Origin of the sequence: Paenibacillus sp. NPDC056579 (assembly GCF_042793215.1) — a bacterium.
In the GTDB taxonomy this organism is placed as follows: domain Bacteria; phylum Bacillota; class Bacilli; order Paenibacillales; family NBRC-103111; genus Paenibacillus_S.
This window is the reverse complement of sequence record NZ_JBHTVD010000001.1, coordinates 415,894-432,331: the sequence shown is the minus strand read 5'-3', so window position 1 is coordinate 432,331 and position 16,438 is coordinate 415,894. Positions and strand designations below refer to the sequence as shown.

Sequence of the window (16,438 nt, the reverse complement as noted above, 5' to 3'; positions counted from 1 at the left end):
ATGCGCTGCCTATATTATACCGTACCCGGGCCGATTTAGAAAAACGGTTTATTTCTCGTCTATCGGATAGAAAATCACATCTACCGGGAAAGCGGAGCCCGCGGCAGGAGAAAATTCAATATCCAGTGAAGGCTCGGTGCCATCGGTTCTGCCCAGGATCACATACCCTGTATAGTCCATCATAGCCCCGGACGGTGGAGTCTGCACGATCCTGCCGTTGACCTCGAAAGGTCCTTTAAATACGCCTCCGCGCGGAAGAAGCAGTACAGACATCGCTCTCGGACGATCGATATGAATCTTGTATACCACCCCGTAGTTTCCGAGGTTCAACGAATCTTTCTTCATAAAGAAGTCGTTACCCGTTACGAATTTGTCGGTTGTACCGTCGCCGATCGCAAGGCTGGAAGGCTTGTCGAACGACTTGGCGTCCACATTCCATATCACATCCGAGCCGTTAAACGTCCCCCGGACGTTCCCGGTGTAATCCAATTGAGGATACATCCCGATGGAGTCGATTCCCGCCCCGGCGTCCATAGCCACGAAGGAGAAGTACACCTCGCCGTCGGTTTCCACATCATAAATGACATTCATCCCTTGGCCGGGGAAAAACTCCGGATTTTTCTTGTAGTACACCGTTTCATGCGGTCCTACGACAATCGTCTCAGGCTTGTCCCCTCTATCCTGCAAAAACTCGATGGTCGCTTCGTTACCAATCAAGTTGGCGTAAATAGAAGGATATACCTCGCCTTTACGGGTTGTCGTAATTTTCACGGACTTGTCCGGGCTCGGATTACGCACCACGATGGCAAACTGCACCTTTTCATTTGTCCCGTTCACATGATCCGCATACAATCTCGCTTTCCCGTTGACCCGTTCCTGGTACAAAAACCCTTTTTCCGTGAACGTTTCCGGGCTGTCGCTTACGATAAGCGGACGGTCAGCTAACAGCTTAGCCTCGTTAGGAAGCTGCGGGATTCCGCGCAAGTAGCTGCGCAGCGTCTGCTCCTCTTCCTTCACATAGGTCCCTACCGGCTCATGATACACTTTGTACTCGAACGGATCGAGATATGGCTCGTTCACGATTTCGACATTGCGGGAGAATGTATCGCTGACCGTCCCTTTGCTGTCCGTAACCTGCAGCGATATTTTAAACAACCCCGGTTCGAAAATCGCCTCCGCGTTGCCGGTCCAGTTCACGCTTGTTATCGCATCGCCATCCGGATCGTAGCTAATATTCGAATACCGGATCGGTTCGCCCAGCCGGTACTTCTCCTTGTCTACCGTAAACCGGGCTACCGGCTTCGTGTTCGGCATCGTATCGTTATGGAATACTCCGCTCTGAGGCATTTTGATATATTGAAGCTCGACTCGCTTCAGCTCTTTGTTCACGACCGCCTTGAAGCCTACATACCGGTTCAGCCAATCCATCGATACATACAACCGATCGTGAACCAGCCATGCGGCCTTATCGAAATCCTCCTCCGCTCCGTTGACGCGCAATTGCTTGGGTGACAGCTGGAATTCGGCGAAGCCCGAAGGTGTCGTTACCATCACGCTCTTGTTAGCTTCCTGCCATTGCACGGTGAGCCCGAGCAAGGACGGAAGCACCGCAGCCGGCAGGTAAGCCTGTCCTTTCGACTCCAGAACGGGTACGTCAAGTTTCACTGAGTTGCCGTTGATATAAGCGTCATTCTTATCGAAATACAACAGTGCCGACAAGCTTTCCGGAACGGAGACGGCTTGAGCCGCTGCGGGAGCGGCCGTTTCTGCCGAAGCAGCAGGCAGTGCGGCTGCGGCGGTTAATGACAATGCAGTCCATATCAGACACAATTTTTTGGCGAAAACCATGATAATGACAAACTCCTTTATTAAGCATGAATATAGTAGTGCAATTTCTTAATTACTTCTTGGTTAGCGGATACAGCACGAGATCGACCGGAAGCTGCGTTGTTCCTGCCGGCAAAATCTCAATGCTGACGTCTTCTTCCTTGACACCCGTTCTGTACAGGATCACGGCTTCATGGGAAGTCATACCGCTTGCAGGCAGCGAAATGAACTGTCCGTTGACTCGGACCGCTCCTTGGAAATATCCGTCGCGCGGATGCAGCGCTATAGCCGTATTCTTGCCGGCATACAATCGGATACTGTAATGCATTCCGGCGTTTCCGGCTGCAGAAGCTTCCTGCTTTAATACAGAGTCAGCGCCTTTAATGACCGGCTCTACCGTCTCGTCGCCGATCCCCGCCTTCGTCGGGCTCACCAGTGCCCGCGAATCTACCGTCCAAGCTATTTCCGACACCGGATAGGTGCCGTTTTGCCCGGGTTGTTGATTCGTGAAGCGATACGATCCGAGCTTGTAAGCCGGCTCATCCGGCTTCATCATGCCGTACGAAACAAGCACTTCTCCGTCGGTCTCTATGTCGTACATCCCCTGGAAGCTCTGTCCCGAGGCCGCTTGAGGGCTTACTTTATAATAAACGGTTGATTTCGGCGGAACGGTTAGCACATCTTCGACCGGATCCGATCCAAGGAAATCTTCAGCGATTTTATCTCCGCGTACGCTGTTATAGATCGACGGCACTTGCTCGGATTTCCTCGTCGTCGTAACTTTGACTTCCTTCTCCTGCTGATTTTGGATCACAATCGCGAACTGAACCGCACTTCCGGTCCCGTTAGTGAACTGAGGGAACAGCCTTGCCTTGCCCTTCACCTTCTCCTGATACAAGAACCCTAATTCCTTAACCGGTTCCGAGCTTCTGCCGAAGAGGAGCGGCCGTTCCGTCTGCTGGCGCACAATGACCGGCACCTTGCGGTCCTTGCCGACCGTTTGCTCGAGCCATTCCGACTCGGCTGGGAACACCTTGCCGGCCGGGCCGTAGTAGTAAGGGTATTGCTCCTGGCTCAAATAGGGCTCATCCACGATTGTCACAGTCCGGGTGAACGGAGCGCTCACATTTCCGTTGCCATCCTTAACCTTCAGCGTCACCGGATAAGTGCCCGGCTTATAGAAGGCATTCTCATTGCCGGTCCATTCGTAAACCGGCAGCCCCTCCGCATCGGGATCGTAGCTCAGATCGACATATTCCACCTTCTCTCCAAGCCGGTATTCCGGCTTGCCGAAAGCAAACAACGCGACCGGACGGGAATTCGGCTGAGCATCGTCTTTTACGAGCAAAGATTCTCTATATGTAGCCCCCGGAGTTCCGATATAACGAATCTCGATACTTTTCTTGTCAGGGGATAGTTCATAATCCATGTCAATGTATTGCGCCAGCCAAGACAAGGATACTAACAGCCGGTCATTGCGGATGACGGCCGCCGAATCGAAGGAAACCGGAGTCCCGTTCACCTTAATCGCGTTCTGCGAGGATTGAAACTCGATAAAAGCTTTGGAGGTGATCAGCTGTACGGTTTGCGTATCCTTCACCCAAGACAGGTCCAGCTTTAACGTATCTGCAAGCCACCGGACCGGGATGTAAAATTGATCATTAATCAACGAGGCGGGCTCGTCCACCTCGGCTTGCTGTCCGTTCACATACACCTCGGACTGGTCTGCAAATAACTGAAGATGCTGATGGGTAACCGAAACGGCACCGGCGGCCGACGGCATGATCAAGCTTGCCGCTGCAACGGTGCTTATCAAAGTGCGCGCTTTCAACGAAGATGCAATGAAACGAAGCATAACTGAATAACTCCTTTGTGGCTTAATAATAATTAATACTATAAATAATTAACGTAATAAAACAGGACGAGCGAACAATCGGACGATTCGTTCCGCAGCATCTGCGGCCAATCGCGGAGCCTCTCCCATGGCCTGCTCCAATGTCATCGGTTTATCAACCATGCTGAATACACTCAGGACACCGCTATCGTACAAGACCTCGATTCCTTTGCCGATAGAGCCTGCGATTAAGACGCAAGGGACACCGTACTGACGGGCGGTGCGGGCAACGCCGTAAGGAGTTTTCCCCCGCTCGGTCTGAAAGTCACACTGGCCTTCTCCCGAGATGACAAGATCCGCGCCCTGTACGTGTTTTGCGAGCTGTGCCGCCTCGATCACGATGTCGACGCCAGGCTTCAGTTCTGCACGCAGGAAGGCGACCGATCCGCCGCCCATGCCTCCGGCTGCTCCCGCTCCGGGCAAATTCAGGATGTCGGCGCCGGCGTCTCTTAGGACCACGGCTGCGAACCGTTCCAAATTCATATCGAGCTGACGGACCATGTCCGGCGTCGCGCCTTTTTGCGGGCCGAACACAGCGCTCGCCCCTTGCGGTCCGCACAGCGGGTTATTGACATCGCAGGCGACGGTAAACCGGCTCTCGCTGATTCTCGGATCGAGCTGCGACACATCTATCGACGCCAGATCAGCCAACGCGCCTCCGCCTAAACCAATGGCGCCGCCTTCGCTATCCAGCAGTCTGGCGCCCAACGCCTGCGCCATCCCTGCTCCGCCGTCATTGGTAGCGCTGCCGCCCAGTCCGATGATGAATGTCCTGCAGCCTTTGTCGAGGGCATGACGAATAAGCTCCCCTGTTCCATACGTTGAAGCGAGCAGAGGGTTTCTATTAATTGGCTCTATTAAAGTCAATCCCGACGCTTCTGCCGCTTCAATGACGGCTGTCGCGCCGTCTCCCAATATCCCGTATACAGCTTCAACAGGTGAGCCCAAAGGCCCTTGCACCTGCACAGTATGTAATGAACCGCCGGTCGCGTCGACGAGGCTCTGCACGGTTCCTTCTCCTCCGTCCGCCATGGGGACCTTCACGATCTCCGCGTCGGGGAGCGCGCGGCGGATTCCGAGCTCCATCGCTTCACAGGCTTCTTTTGCCGACAGGCTTCCTTTATATGAGTCCGGAGCCAAAACAATTTTCATGGCTGTAAATCCCCTCTCTTGCCATATTGTGCTTGTCATATAATGAAATACTACCATGTTCCCATGCTGTGCGCCATACCGCGCGGTAATTACGGCAATCGACAACGAAACGCGCTGTTGTTTGACAATCGGATTGCGTCAGATGCGGTCGTAAAAAAACACCTCCGCTAAGCTGTGCTTTGGCTTCAAAGTCGATTCAGATCTACTGAAGTAAGTCCCAAAATGTAAAAAAACTGCCGAACCTGTAAAAGGTTACGGCAGCATATTGTCGGAGCTTATTGCGGATTCGTTTCCTTAGGAATTTCGTTCAAGCTTGCCGGCAGCTCGGCGGCATTCTCCGCTTGTACCAGCGCTTCTTCCTCCGTAAACTTATTTTCCCTGTAATTGGGATTATTTTTCGTATCGGCTTTTTTGTTATCCATAACTACGTCACCCCTTCCGTATCACAGGAAATAGCATGCCTTTTTTTACATTTTTTATGTGTTAATCTGTCATAAAACTTTAACATACTGGTCGACAGCGTTTTACATCTTTCATAAAAGGTTTGTATTATAATTGCACGATGTGAGGAAAATATTGTTATCGAATGGAGTCGTAAAAAAATGGATGAGTCAAACCTGAGTCAGCATATGGAGGAGATGCAGAAGCGTTTGTACATGCTTTTCGAGGAAACCGGCAGTTTGGTCGATCCGCAGGTTGTAGAATTAAGTCAACAAATAGACCATTTGGTAGTCAAGCTGCAGCGTAGGCGAATGAAGCACAGAAGGACAAGCCTTCTTAAAAATAGAGCCTCTTTTTCGAATTCGCACTTGAAAAACATGACATGATGTGTTAAATTGAAATCAAGCAATATCAAGGTTTTTTGCTGACATGGTTCTCTACACACAGTTGAAATCCTCTAGCTTGATGCAGCACAATTGATCATGTAAAGGAGCGATATCATATGACTCACGAAGCTCAAAATCAGCAAGAAAAAAAGATTTCCGTTGAATTGACCTTGAACGAAGCGCTTGCTTTAACCGGTGTCCGTTTTCCTCAGAATCATCAATTGGAAGTCGACGCCATGACCAAGATCAAGCGTTCGCTGGAAGACCAATTGCTGCTTGATCCTAAACGCAGAACCATTCAATAAGAATAATTGGAATACAGGCCTCTACTCGCTCATGATTGGGCAGCAGAGGTCTTTTTGTATATAATGAAAGGACTATACCTTCGATAAAGGAGTCCTCCTAATGAAACCTGTTATTGCCGCCGCCATCGACGAGCATTCCGCCAGCTTCATCCAAATATCCCGCACGATCGGTGAAAATCCGGAACTGGGCCATGAGGAGTGGCAATCGTCCCGTCTGCTTATGGATGAGCTGCGCCGGCACGGCTTTCAAATCCAAAACCCCGTGCTCGGTTTGCCGACCGCTTTTATCGGGACATACGACAGCGGCAAGCCAGGCCCTACGGCTGCCTTCTTATGTGAATACGACGCGCTGCCGGAGCTAGGACATGCATGCGGTCACCATATTATTGGAACGATGGGTGTTGCCGCTGCGGTCGGCTTGAAATCGGTCATCGAGCAAACCGGGGGTACGATCCGGGTATACGGTACGCCTGCAGAGGAAACGAAGGGTGCCAAGGTGCCGATGTCTGCGGAAGGATTGTTCGATGACGTTGATTTTGCCCTTATGGCCCATCCTTATCACACATATGAAAAATCAGGCGAGTCGCTGGCTATGGATGCCATCCAGTTCGAATACTTCGGCAAAGCGGCACACGCTGCGGCAAGCCCTTATGAGGGCGTCAATGCTCTGGATGCCGTCCTCCTGCTGTTCCAATCGATCAATGCGCTGAGACAGCAGGTGCAAAGCCACGTACGCATCCACGGCATTATTACCGAAGGAGGCAAAGCCGCCAATATTATTCCGGATTATGCGGCCGCCCAATTTTATGTCCGCTCCGCCAACCGGCCTTATACGGACGAAGTCGTGCAAAAGGTGCTCCGCTGTGCAGAAGGTGCCGCGCTGCAAACCGGATGTACGCTGAAAACATCAAATTACGAATTCTCCTACGATGAGCTGATAACGAACCAAACGCTCTCCGGCCTGTTTACTAACAATTTGCTCGCTATGGGAGTCCGTGAGGACGAGATCCAATACGGCAAAGATCACGGCTCCGTCGATTTGGGCAACGTATCCAGACATTGTCCGACCATCCATCCGTACATTAAAGTCATTGACGAGAAACACCTTCTGCATACGAAGGAGTTCCGCGATTTGGCGATGAAGGACCGCGCTTTTGAGGGAATGATTTTGGGAGCGAAGGTATTGGCCAACACCGCTTATGACGTCATCGCCAACCCGGAGGTATTGAAGGCCGTTCGAGACGAGTTCGAGCAAAGCATCCGTTCTTCGGCTAACTGACGACTGAGAAGGACAACTCTGGAAAGAAAAGGTTGAAAAGCCGCGCAAATTCGGCTATCTTAATACTAATCAGTAACTATTGGGGAGGCGGTTCCATGATCAGCATTCGCAGGATAGGCGACAATCTGGGACCTATTTCCTTTTTGATATTGGATAAGAACTAAGGCACATCGTGCTTTAGTTCTTTTTTTTCGCCTTGCAAGTCGGTTTACCACTTAACCTTACGGAGGGATTCCTATGGCCAGGTACAAACGGATATTGATCAAATTGAGCGGCGGTGCAGTCGCAGGTGATAGCCAGTTCGGCTTTAATCCCGGACGGCTCGAGCATATTGCCAAAGAGATAATGACGGTGCTGGATATGGGGATCGAGGTATCGATCGTCATTGGGGGCGGCAATATTTTCCGCGGCAATATGGCGGAGGATTGGGGGATCGAGCGTGCGGAAGCCGACAATATCGGCACTTTGGCTACGGTTATCAACAGCCTGATGCTAAGAGGCGTGCTTAAGCACAAGACAGGCAAGGAGGTTCGCGTCATGTCCTCCATCCCCGTAAACGCCGTTGCCGAGCCTTATATCCGGTTGCGGGCGATTCATCACCTGGAAAAAGGCTATATCGTCATTTTCGCAGGAGGAAACGGACAGCCGTATGTGACGACCGACTATCCTTCGGTCCAGCGGGCGCTGGAGGTCAATTGCGATGCGATTCTCGTTGCGAAGCAAGGTGTCGACGGCGTATTGGACAGCGATCCCCGGAAAAACCCGAAGGCGAAGCCGTACGCCTCCCTCCCCTACGACGAAGTGCTAAGGCAAAATTTGACCGTGATGGACCAGTCGGCCTTCATTCTCGCACGCGATTTCAAGCTGCCGGTCTTTGTCTTTAACTTCGATAAGGCCGGTTCGATGAAAGCAATTTGCGAAGGCAAGGACGAAGGCACCGCTATCTATTACGGCGCTCCGATCGTTTTCCGCCAACCATCCTGAATTTACTCCACCCGCTGCTACAAAACAAAAAAAAACCTTGCCAAGGCAAGGTTCAGGCTTTGGAGAAACCCGTTTTTCCCTAAAATGCTAAAGGGGGGATAGGTGGGGTGCCTCCTGGAGGAGCGTAAGCGACCGCCTTTGTTTTCAGAAAATTACCGCCAGAATGCGATGAAATAAAAATATTTTCTGAAAACAACAGCGGACGGATGGAGGTACCCCACCGGGGTTCCCTTGCAGCTTTATCAGTTCTAATGGTTTCTCGATAAGCTCAGCCAGCCAAGGCAAGGTTTTTTCACGACTACAGGACTTTCCCCAAAAACTCTTTCGTTCTTGGATGCTGCGGATTGGCGAAAATGTCGGCGGGATTGCCCTGCTCGACGATTTTGCCGCCATCCATAAAGACCAGGCGGCTTCCGACCTCTCTCGCGAAGCCCATCTCATGGGTTACGACCACCATGGTCATTCCATCTGAAGCGAGACGCTTCATGACATCCAGCACTTCCCCTACCATCTCCGGATCGAGTGCCGACGTAGGCTCGTCGAACAACAGCATATCCGGCGACATGGCCAACGCGCGGGCTATAGCGATACGCTGCTTTTGCCCGCCGGACAGCTGGTTCGGATATCGATCGGCTTTATCGAACAAGCCGATTCTGCGAAGCAGCTCGAAGGCGATTTCGTTAGCATCGTTCTCACTCAGCTTTTTCAGCTTGCGCGGCGCCAGCGTAATATTTTCCAGAACGGTCAAATGCGGGAACAGATTGAATTGCTGGAATACCATCCCCATTTTTTGCCGGAGCTGATTGATATCCGATTTTCCGTTAAGCAAGGAGACACCCTCGAACACAACATCTCCGCCGGTCGGCTGCTCCAGCAAATTCAGGCAGCGAAGAAACGTACTTTTGCCTGAGCCGCTCGGGCCGATTACTACAACGACTTCCCCCTTGGAAATATCGATATCGATACCGTTCAATACGACGTTGCTTCCGAATGATTTATGAAGTCCGGTTACTTTAATCAGAGGTCCTCATCCTCCTTTCTGCAATACCGAGAACTTTGGATAACGTGAAGGTGATGACAAAATAAATGATCGCGACGACGATCAGCGGCTCGAACGCGCGGAACGAATTGCCTCGTACCGTATCCGCGTTATACATCAGCTCGCTGATTCCGATAACCGACACAATGGACGATTCCTTGATGATGACAATGAACTCATTGCCAAGGGCCGGAAGCACATTGCGGATCGCCTGCGGCAAAATAATGTGGCGCATCGCCATACTATGCGGCATTCCGAGTGAACGGGCGGCTTCCATCTGCCCTTTGTCTATCGCTTGAATGCCGGCGCGGAATGTCTCGGCGACGTAAGCGGCGCTGTTGACGGATAACGCGATGACTCCGGCCATAAATTCCGGAAAGGCCGTTCCCAGTGCCGGAACATCGGGAAATTGGATGCCGAGCTTAGGCAGCCCATAGTAAAACAAAAACAGCTGGACCAGCAGCGGAGTCCCGCGTATGAACTCGATGTAGGCGGTTGCGAACATTTTGAGCGGTGCAATACGGGACAACCGCATCAATGCCAAGATCACTCCCAGGACGACACCAAGGATGACCGTAAATAAGGAAAGCAGCAGCGTAATTTTGGCGCCGTTCAAGAAAAACATATAGTACTTGGGCAAAAACGAAAAATCCACCGGGTCACCTCCTCCTTCTTGTTAGTACAAGCTACCAAACCTAACAAAAACCCGCCGGAGATCCGCACAGGTTTTTGTTAGCGTGCTTGTCGTATTATTCCACCATATCGTTAGCTTCAATTACGAATTTATCGATTACTTTGTCGTTAATCAGCTTGTCCAACGATTTGTTCATTGCTTCAACCAGCTCAGGGCTGCCTTTCTTCACGGCAATCGCAGAGCCGCTGTCTTCTGTCGACAACTGGATGTCGGAGACGGTCAAATCCGGATTTTTGGACAAGTAAGCCGTAGCTACAGGCAGCTCGACAACAAGAGCTTCCGTTTTCTTGTTTTTCAAATCAAGCATCAGATCGGAAATTTTGCCCAATGCTTTCATCTCGGATTGCGGCATTTGCTTCGTTACGATTTGTTCTTGAGTGGCGCCCTTTTGCGCGCCGACGCGCTTGCCTTTCAGGTCGTCAATCGTTTTGTATTTCTCTTTGTCTTCCGTTCTAACAACAGCCTTTTGTACCGCGGTGTAATAAATTTTCGTAAAATCAACGCTTGCTTGACGCTCAGGCGTAGGAGTCATGCCGGAAATAATGAAGTCGATATTTCCCGCTTCCAATGCAGCCAGCAGTCCGTCGAATTTCATATCTTTAATTTCGAGAGTCACGCCGAGATCTTTCGCAATCGCTTTGGCGATCTCGATATCGAAGCCTACGATTTCATCTTTCTTGTTGATTTCTTTGTGAAACTCGTAAGGAGGATAGTCCGCGCTCGTTCCGACGACAATTTTTCCTGCTTTTTTAATTTGATCCAGCTTGGTTTCCTTCTGCGTTCCCGTTTGGCCCGAGTTTCCGTTAGCCGCTGTTTCGGCCGCCGGCTTTTGACCGCACGCCGACAAAACTAGTACTAGACTTATCAGCATGAGAATAATAGCTTTTGATTTAAACATTGGTCAATTCTCCTTTCTAAATAACTTCAACATTATATAATACAAGCCCCTGTTTGACAACCGCTTCCGACCTATGAAATATTAGTGAATTCCTCTAGTATTATTGCGTTTCTATTAGTATAATGGATAGGTTTGAAAGCTGCTATAATCGGAGGAATACCAATGTATACCAATAAAAAAAGCCCTGTCCCGCTTTGGATAATATTTACATCGGGCATCATAGCCATTTCCTTCTCATCGATACTCGTCAAGCTGTCCTCGGCTCCGGTATCCGTCTCCGGCATGTACCGTTTGCTGTTTACTTGCCTTATGATGGCTCCAATAATGTGGAAGTATATTCCAGAAATAAAAGATTTGTCTTCCCGCGATTGGTTTATGCTGACTGGCTCGGGTATCGCTCTCGGACTGCATTTCCTGCTATGGATGGCATCGCTTCGCTTCACTTCCGTAGCCAGCTCTACCGTGCTGCTTACACTGGAACCCATCTTCGTCTTGGCCGGCGCATACTTCGTGTACCGGGAAAAAACAACGCTGGCCGCCGTAGCAGGGATCGTTCTGGCCGTATCCGGGGCGATGCTGGTCGGATGGAAAGATATGTCCGTCTCCGGCGATGCTTTGAAGGGAGACCTGCTATCGCTGCTCGGAACAGCCGCTGTTGCCATACACATGCTGCTGGGACAAAAGCTGAGCAAGCATATTTCCTCGCTCCTGTACAGCTTCGTCGTCTTCTTCGTCGCTGCGTGCTGCTTTGCCGTGTACAATGTCTTTCAAGGCTATACCTTCACCGCTTATCCGCCCAAGGAGTGGATTCTGTTCATACTGTTGGCGCTCATTCCGACGGTTTTCGGCCACATCTTGTTCAACTGGGCTTTGAAGTTCGTCAATGCCGCCTCGGTTTCGACAGCCGTGCTGGGAGAGCCTGTCGGGGCTTCCTTGCTCGCCTGGATGATGCTCGGGGAATCAATCCAGCCGGTGCAGATTGGAGCCTGCCTGCTGCTTCTGATCGGAGTATGGGTGTTTCTGAGGAACAACCGGGTTCATTATGCAACGCAGCAATAGATAGAGCACCGGCCATAAAAAAGAAATCAGCCCTCACACGGATAATGTGTACCGCGTTGAGGGCTGATCTTTTGCATACTCCTTATTCGGATATAAGCCGTTGGGATAGAAATACCGATTCCGGTAAATGAATAAAATCATACAGCTGTTTGGTTACACCGCCTTTGCCGAAGCGGAGAAGGCTGCCTGTACGCTCCCTGCCGCCTTTCTCATTGATTAAGTGCAGGAAAGAAACCGTTGCTTTGCGGCGCTGCAGCACATCCTTATACCCTGAATCATACAGCCATTGATCAATGGTGTTATAAATGCCGCGATTCAAACCGAACATTTGAAAGCAGTACGTCACAAACTGAATGTCCGGCAAATGGACCAAATCCGTTTCGGTTAATTCATTCCAGGTGCTTGCATTGGCAATCATTCTCATCAGCTCCTTAGGCAGTGATGGTTGCTTCTAGACAAAAAAGGAGACTCCGCTCTTCTCTCTCGCATCCGGTCTGAACGCCGAACACAGATTCAAAGGGCCGGAGTCTCCGGTATACCGGTGGACCTGGGGCTGCTAGCCTTTACGTCGGCTGCCTTGCGACTTGCTTTCCACAACATTTTGTTCCCGCAGAGCCGCCTCGGATTCAAACCGTTTGCGCTCCGTTCGCTCAATTTGGACGATTCTGCCGTCATGCACAACGATTTGTACCGTCCCGTACTCCAACCCGTTGACCGAATTCACGATACGTTTGCTCCAAACGTCATCCACTTCCAAAGGCTTTGCCATCCTAATCCCTCCGTTTATAAATATTATTCCCATCTGTTTTATCGGATTATATACATAAAAATAGTGCTAAATCGTCCAGTCATACCAGTCGCTTTTGCGTTTTTCGAGAGATAACAGCCAATGCTTCGTGGCATTCATGAGCTGAACATAGGCTTGACCGGAAGAATACGTATGATCCGCTTGGAAAATCACTTCCTTGTCACACTGGCCCTGCGATCTCATCCAAAACAGCTTTTGATATAAAAAGCAATAATCAACCGGGATTACCTCATCATTCGTTCCGTGGATCAGCAGCACATCCCCGCCAAACTTCCGCGTCTGATCAAACGGCTGATGCTGCGTCAGCGAATCGAAAAATTCCGGCTTGAACGAATATCCCATATAATCGGACGAACCGAGCTGAACTGCGTCTTCATAGACCTTCTTTCCGGTAATTTTGATAATATCGTTAAACGGATGAGCAACGGCGGACCATAGCACCAGAGATTTGACTCGTTTGTCCTTGGCTGCCGTCAGAACGGACACCGCGCCGCCCAGACTATGTCCGAGCAAAATGACGCGGGTAGGATCAACGCAATCGATCTTCAATGCATAATCGATAACCGAACGAGTCTGATCGATCATGGCATCCAGTCCATTAGCTCCGTAATCTCCTTCGCTCTCGCCGCATCCAGCATAATCAAACCGCAGCACCATATAGCCCTGTTCGCTGAAATCGCGGGCTGCCTTCACAAACAACCGGTCCACGCCGATTCGGCTGCCGATAAACCCATGAGCGATGATAATAATCGGATTCTTGGAGCAGGTGGTTGCAGGATAGTGAAGAGTTGCCGCCAACTCTGCTTGTTCGCTCTGTATTCGAATATGATGTTCCATGACAACTCTTCCTCTCGATTCGATTAGATGTGTACCGGAAGCGGGTCGACCTTCAGACCGTTCTCTACCGTTTGATTCTCTTGATCGTTGAATATATAAACGCGATGTATAAGGACGTGTACCGGGTCTCCGGATTTTAGTGTTTCCAATTCCAGTGACCGGTAAGCAAACAATGTTTGACCATTCACTTCCACCTCGATTTGCCAGTTGGTGCCGCGGAAATAACTGTTCTTGACCGTTCCTATCTCGGATGCCGAAGGAAACGAAATTTCCGATGCGAAGCCGATTTCGACGAATTCGGGGCGTATGATCGCTTTGGCGTCTTTCAAATCCGCCTTCTCGAAGCCTTTGAAGCCGGAAATGCCGTGAAGGCTGTTCGATTCGCCGATAAATCCGGCTACGAAAGGCGTCTCAGGCTTTTGGTAAATATCGATCGGCGAGCCCTGCTGCTCCAGCCGGCCCTGATGGATGATCATGATCTGATCGGCAACCTCTACTGCTTCCTCCTGGTCATGAGTGACGAAGATCGTCGTGATCCCGACCCGGTTGATCATGTCCTTCAGCCAAGTGCGAAGCTCCTTGCGCACTTTGGCGTCAATCGCAGCGAACGGCTCATCGAGCAGCAGCAGCTGCGGTTCGGGAGCTATCGCCCGGGCGAAGGCGACCCGCTGCCGCTGGCCTCCGGACAGCTGGTGCGGGAGCCTTTTTTCCAACCCTTTAAGGCCTGTAAGCTCCACCAGCTCGCTCACCCGGTCCTTGATCTCCTGCTTGCTGCGCTTCTGCACCTGGAGACCAAACGCAATATTATCAAAAACGCTCATGTGACGGAACAAGGCATAGTTTTGAAAAACAAAGCCGATGCCCCGCTCCTGCGGCGGCAGGTTATTGACGACTTTGCCATGAAACAAAATGTCACCGGAGTCCGGCTCCTCAAGCCCTGCGAGCATTCGAAGAATCGTCGTCTTTCCTCCTCCGCTCGGTCCGAGTAAACCGATCAGCTTTCCCTTCTCAATCTCGAAGCTGACGTCTTTGGTAGCTTGAAAGCTGCCAAAGCTTTTCATCAAGTGTTTGGCTACAATATGCATGCTCTCTTACTCCCCTCCCTGATGCTTGGCTGCGTTAAACTTCCATTCGACAATCGACTTCACCGCTAAAGTAACGACAGCGAGCAGCACTAGCAGGGAAGCCATGGCGAACGATCCGGCAAAATTGTATTCGTTGTACAAAATTTGAATATGCAGCGGCATCGTATTCGTAGATCCCCGGATATGGCCCGAGACGACGGATACCGCTCCAAACTCGCCCATCGCTCTGGCGTTGCAGAGGATGATACCGTACAACAGGCCCCACTTGATATTGGGCAGCGTCACTTTCCAGAAGATGCGCCAGCCCTTGGCGCCCAGCGTGACGGCCGCTTCTTCCTCTTGTACGCCCTGAGACTGCATTAAAGGAATCAGCTCGCGTGCAACGAATGGAAACGTGACGAACACAGTTGCGAGCACGATGCCCGGGAGGGCGAACAGGATCTTGATATCGTGCTCTGCGAGCCAAGGTCCGAACCAGCCTCTGGCTCCAAACAGCAGCACGTAGATAAGGCCCGCAATGACAGGAGAGACGGCGAACGGCAAATCGATCAGCGTGATCAGCAAGTTTTTCCCTTTGAATCTGAACTTCGTAATGGCCCATGCCGCAGCCAAACCGAACAGCAGGTTGAGCGGCACCGCTATCGCTGCTGTCATCAAGGTGAGCTTAATCGCCGACAACGCGTCCGGATCCGATAACGCGGCAGTGTATACCTCACTTCCCTTGCGGAACGCTTCAACAAATACCGATACTAAAGGAAGCACGAGCAGAAATCCGAGAAACAATAATGCAATTGCAATCAAAATCCATTTTACGACCGCCGGTTCGGTAATGTGCCGAGGTCTGTCCGTCGATACCGAACCTGTTTTTACGGTTGCCACATAACCGGCCATGGTGGGTCCTCCTAAGGGTTGATTATACGCTTGTGTTCAATCGGTTGGCCCGCCACTGAATGAAGTTGATGACAAGCAGCATAAGGAACGAGATGACCAGCATGACGAGAGCGATAGCCGTTGCTCCTGTGTAGTCGTACTGCTCCAACTTGGTCATAATGAGCAGCGGCGCGATCTCGGTCTTCATCGGCATGTTGCCGGAGATGAAGACGACCGATCCATACTCCCCGACCGCTCTCGCAAAGGCGAGGGTAAACCCGGTCAGAAGAGCCGGCAGCAGCTCCGGAAAAATAACCTTCGTAAACGTCCTCCATCTTCTTGCGCCGAGGCTGACCGCCGCTTCCTCCAGTTCCTTCTCCAGCTCCTCGATCACAGGCTGAAGTGTCCGAACAACGAAGGGAATTCCGATGAAGGTCAGAGCCAGCGCAATCCCAATCGGAGTAAATGCGACCTTGATGCCAAGCGGCTCAAGAAGACTGCCAATCCATCCGTTCTGCGAGTAGATGGTCGTCAGTGCGATCCCCGCCACCGCCGTCGGGAGGGCGAACGGGAGATCCACCAACGCGTCAATGAACCTTTTGCCGGGGAACGAATACCGTACCAGCACCCACGCTACAATAAAGCCGAACACCGTATTCACCAGCGCCGCCCCGATGGCGGTTCCGAAGCTGATTTTATAAGAAGCTACTACCCGCGGGTCCGTAATGACGTGCCAAAACTGCTCCCACGACAATCCCGATGTTTTAATAAAAATAGCAGATAAAGGAAACAGGACGATCAAGCTGAGATACAGCACCGTAAAGCCCATCGACAATCCGAACCCCGGTAAAATACTGCGTGCTTTCCAACCTTTTGCCAT

18 protein-coding genes are annotated in these 16,438 nt (G+C 51.1%); 5 read left to right on the top strand and 13 right to left on the bottom strand.

Annotated features, from left to right (window positions below; all coding sequences use genetic code 11):
- Positions 1-48: 48 nt before the first annotated feature.
- The 4 genes from ACFQ88_RS02145 to ACFQ88_RS02130 form a co-directional block, all read right to left on the bottom strand.
- A complete protein-coding gene (locus tag ACFQ88_RS02145) occupies positions 49-1,848 on the bottom strand; it encodes a stalk domain-containing protein (protein WP_379451477.1) in 1,800 nt (599 codons plus the stop codon).
- Positions 1,849-1,900: 52 nt separating this feature from the next.
- Entirely contained in the window at positions 1,901-3,682 is a 1,782-nt protein-coding gene (locus ACFQ88_RS02140; protein WP_379451476.1) for a stalk domain-containing protein, read from the bottom strand.
- Between the two features lie 48 nt (positions 3,683-3,730).
- Complete coding sequence (locus tag ACFQ88_RS02135; RefSeq protein ID WP_379451475.1) at positions 3,731-4,873, bottom strand: glycerate kinase; 1,143 nt, start codon at positions 4,871-4,873, stop codon at positions 3,731-3,733.
- Between the two features lie 275 nt (positions 4,874-5,148).
- Positions 5,149-5,295 (bottom strand): hypothetical protein, encoded by a 147-nt coding sequence (locus tag ACFQ88_RS02130; protein ID WP_239634785.1) that lies wholly within the window; start codon positions 5,293-5,295, stop codon positions 5,149-5,151.
- 180 nt (positions 5,296-5,475) lie between these two features.
- Here ACFQ88_RS02130 and ACFQ88_RS02125 point away from each other — a divergent pair, with 180 nt between their 5' ends.
- From ACFQ88_RS02125 to pyrH, 4 genes are all read left to right on the top strand, one after another.
- The gene (locus ACFQ88_RS02125; protein WP_345774059.1) at positions 5,476-5,700 is read left to right on the top strand and encodes an aspartyl-phosphate phosphatase Spo0E family protein; all 225 of its coding nucleotides are present in this window, start codon (positions 5,476-5,478) and stop codon (positions 5,698-5,700) included.
- A gap of 116 nt (positions 5,701-5,816) precedes the next feature.
- A complete protein-coding gene (locus ACFQ88_RS02120) occupies positions 5,817-6,005 on the top strand; it encodes a hypothetical protein (RefSeq protein ID WP_239634784.1) in 189 nt (62 codons plus the stop codon).
- 100 nt (positions 6,006-6,105) lie between these two features.
- The gene (locus tag ACFQ88_RS02115; protein WP_379451474.1) at positions 6,106-7,284 is read left to right on the top strand and encodes a M20 family metallopeptidase; all 1,179 of its coding nucleotides are present in this window, start codon (positions 6,106-6,108) and stop codon (positions 7,282-7,284) included.
- Between the two features lie 237 nt (positions 7,285-7,521).
- The gene (pyrH, locus tag ACFQ88_RS02110; RefSeq protein WP_239634782.1) at positions 7,522-8,268 is read left to right on the top strand and encodes a UMP kinase; all 747 of its coding nucleotides are present in this window, start codon (positions 7,522-7,524) and stop codon (positions 8,266-8,268) included.
- Between the two features lie 298 nt (positions 8,269-8,566).
- Here the strand turns inward: pyrH and ACFQ88_RS02105 are convergent, their stop codons facing one another.
- From ACFQ88_RS02105 to ACFQ88_RS02095, 3 genes are all read right to left on the bottom strand, one after another.
- Positions 8,567-9,289 carry an amino acid ABC transporter ATP-binding protein gene (locus tag ACFQ88_RS02105; protein ID WP_239635388.1) on the bottom strand — a complete coding sequence of 241 codons (723 nt, stop codon included), beginning with the start codon at positions 9,287-9,289 and terminating at the stop codon, positions 8,567-8,569.
- On the bottom strand, positions 9,282-9,962 hold the full coding sequence (locus ACFQ88_RS02100) for an amino acid ABC transporter permease (protein WP_379451473.1): 681 nt from the start codon (positions 9,960-9,962) through the stop codon (positions 9,282-9,284). The genes ACFQ88_RS02105 and ACFQ88_RS02100 overlap by 8 nt, the downstream gene beginning before the upstream one ends.
- A gap of 94 nt (positions 9,963-10,056) precedes the next feature.
- Positions 10,057-10,899 (bottom strand): transporter substrate-binding domain-containing protein, encoded by an 843-nt coding sequence (locus ACFQ88_RS02095; protein ID WP_239634780.1) that lies wholly within the window; start codon positions 10,897-10,899, stop codon positions 10,057-10,059.
- A 162-nt stretch (positions 10,900-11,061) separates the two neighbouring features.
- Between ACFQ88_RS02095 and ACFQ88_RS02090 the strand changes: the two genes are divergently transcribed.
- Positions 11,062-11,958 (top strand): DMT family transporter, encoded by an 897-nt coding sequence (locus tag ACFQ88_RS02090; RefSeq protein ID WP_379451472.1) that lies wholly within the window; start codon positions 11,062-11,064, stop codon positions 11,956-11,958.
- Positions 11,959-12,040: 82 nt separating this feature from the next.
- Here the strand turns inward: ACFQ88_RS02090 and ACFQ88_RS02085 are convergent, their stop codons facing one another.
- From ACFQ88_RS02085 to cysT, 6 genes are all read right to left on the bottom strand, one after another.
- A complete protein-coding gene (locus ACFQ88_RS02085; RefSeq protein ID WP_239634778.1) occupies positions 12,041-12,376 on the bottom strand; it encodes an RNA-binding protein in 336 nt (111 codons plus the stop codon).
- Between the two features lie 138 nt (positions 12,377-12,514).
- A complete protein-coding gene (locus ACFQ88_RS02080; RefSeq protein ID WP_239634777.1) occupies positions 12,515-12,727 on the bottom strand; it encodes a YezD family protein in 213 nt (70 codons plus the stop codon).
- A gap of 66 nt (positions 12,728-12,793) precedes the next feature.
- Positions 12,794-13,603, bottom strand: coding sequence for an alpha/beta hydrolase (locus ACFQ88_RS02075; RefSeq protein ID WP_239634776.1), 810 nt, complete (start codon positions 13,601-13,603; stop codon positions 12,794-12,796).
- A gap of 23 nt (positions 13,604-13,626) precedes the next feature.
- Positions 13,627-14,688, bottom strand: coding sequence for a sulfate/molybdate ABC transporter ATP-binding protein (locus ACFQ88_RS02070; protein WP_239634775.1), 1,062 nt, complete (start codon positions 14,686-14,688; stop codon positions 13,627-13,629).
- A 6-nt stretch (positions 14,689-14,694) separates the two neighbouring features.
- Entirely contained in the window at positions 14,695-15,579 is an 885-nt protein-coding gene (gene cysW, locus ACFQ88_RS02065; RefSeq protein ID WP_239634774.1) for a sulfate ABC transporter permease subunit CysW, read from the bottom strand.
- Between the two features lie 22 nt (positions 15,580-15,601).
- Positions 15,602-16,438, bottom strand: coding sequence for a sulfate ABC transporter permease subunit CysT (cysT, locus tag ACFQ88_RS02060; RefSeq protein WP_379451471.1), 837 nt, complete (start codon positions 16,436-16,438; stop codon positions 15,602-15,604).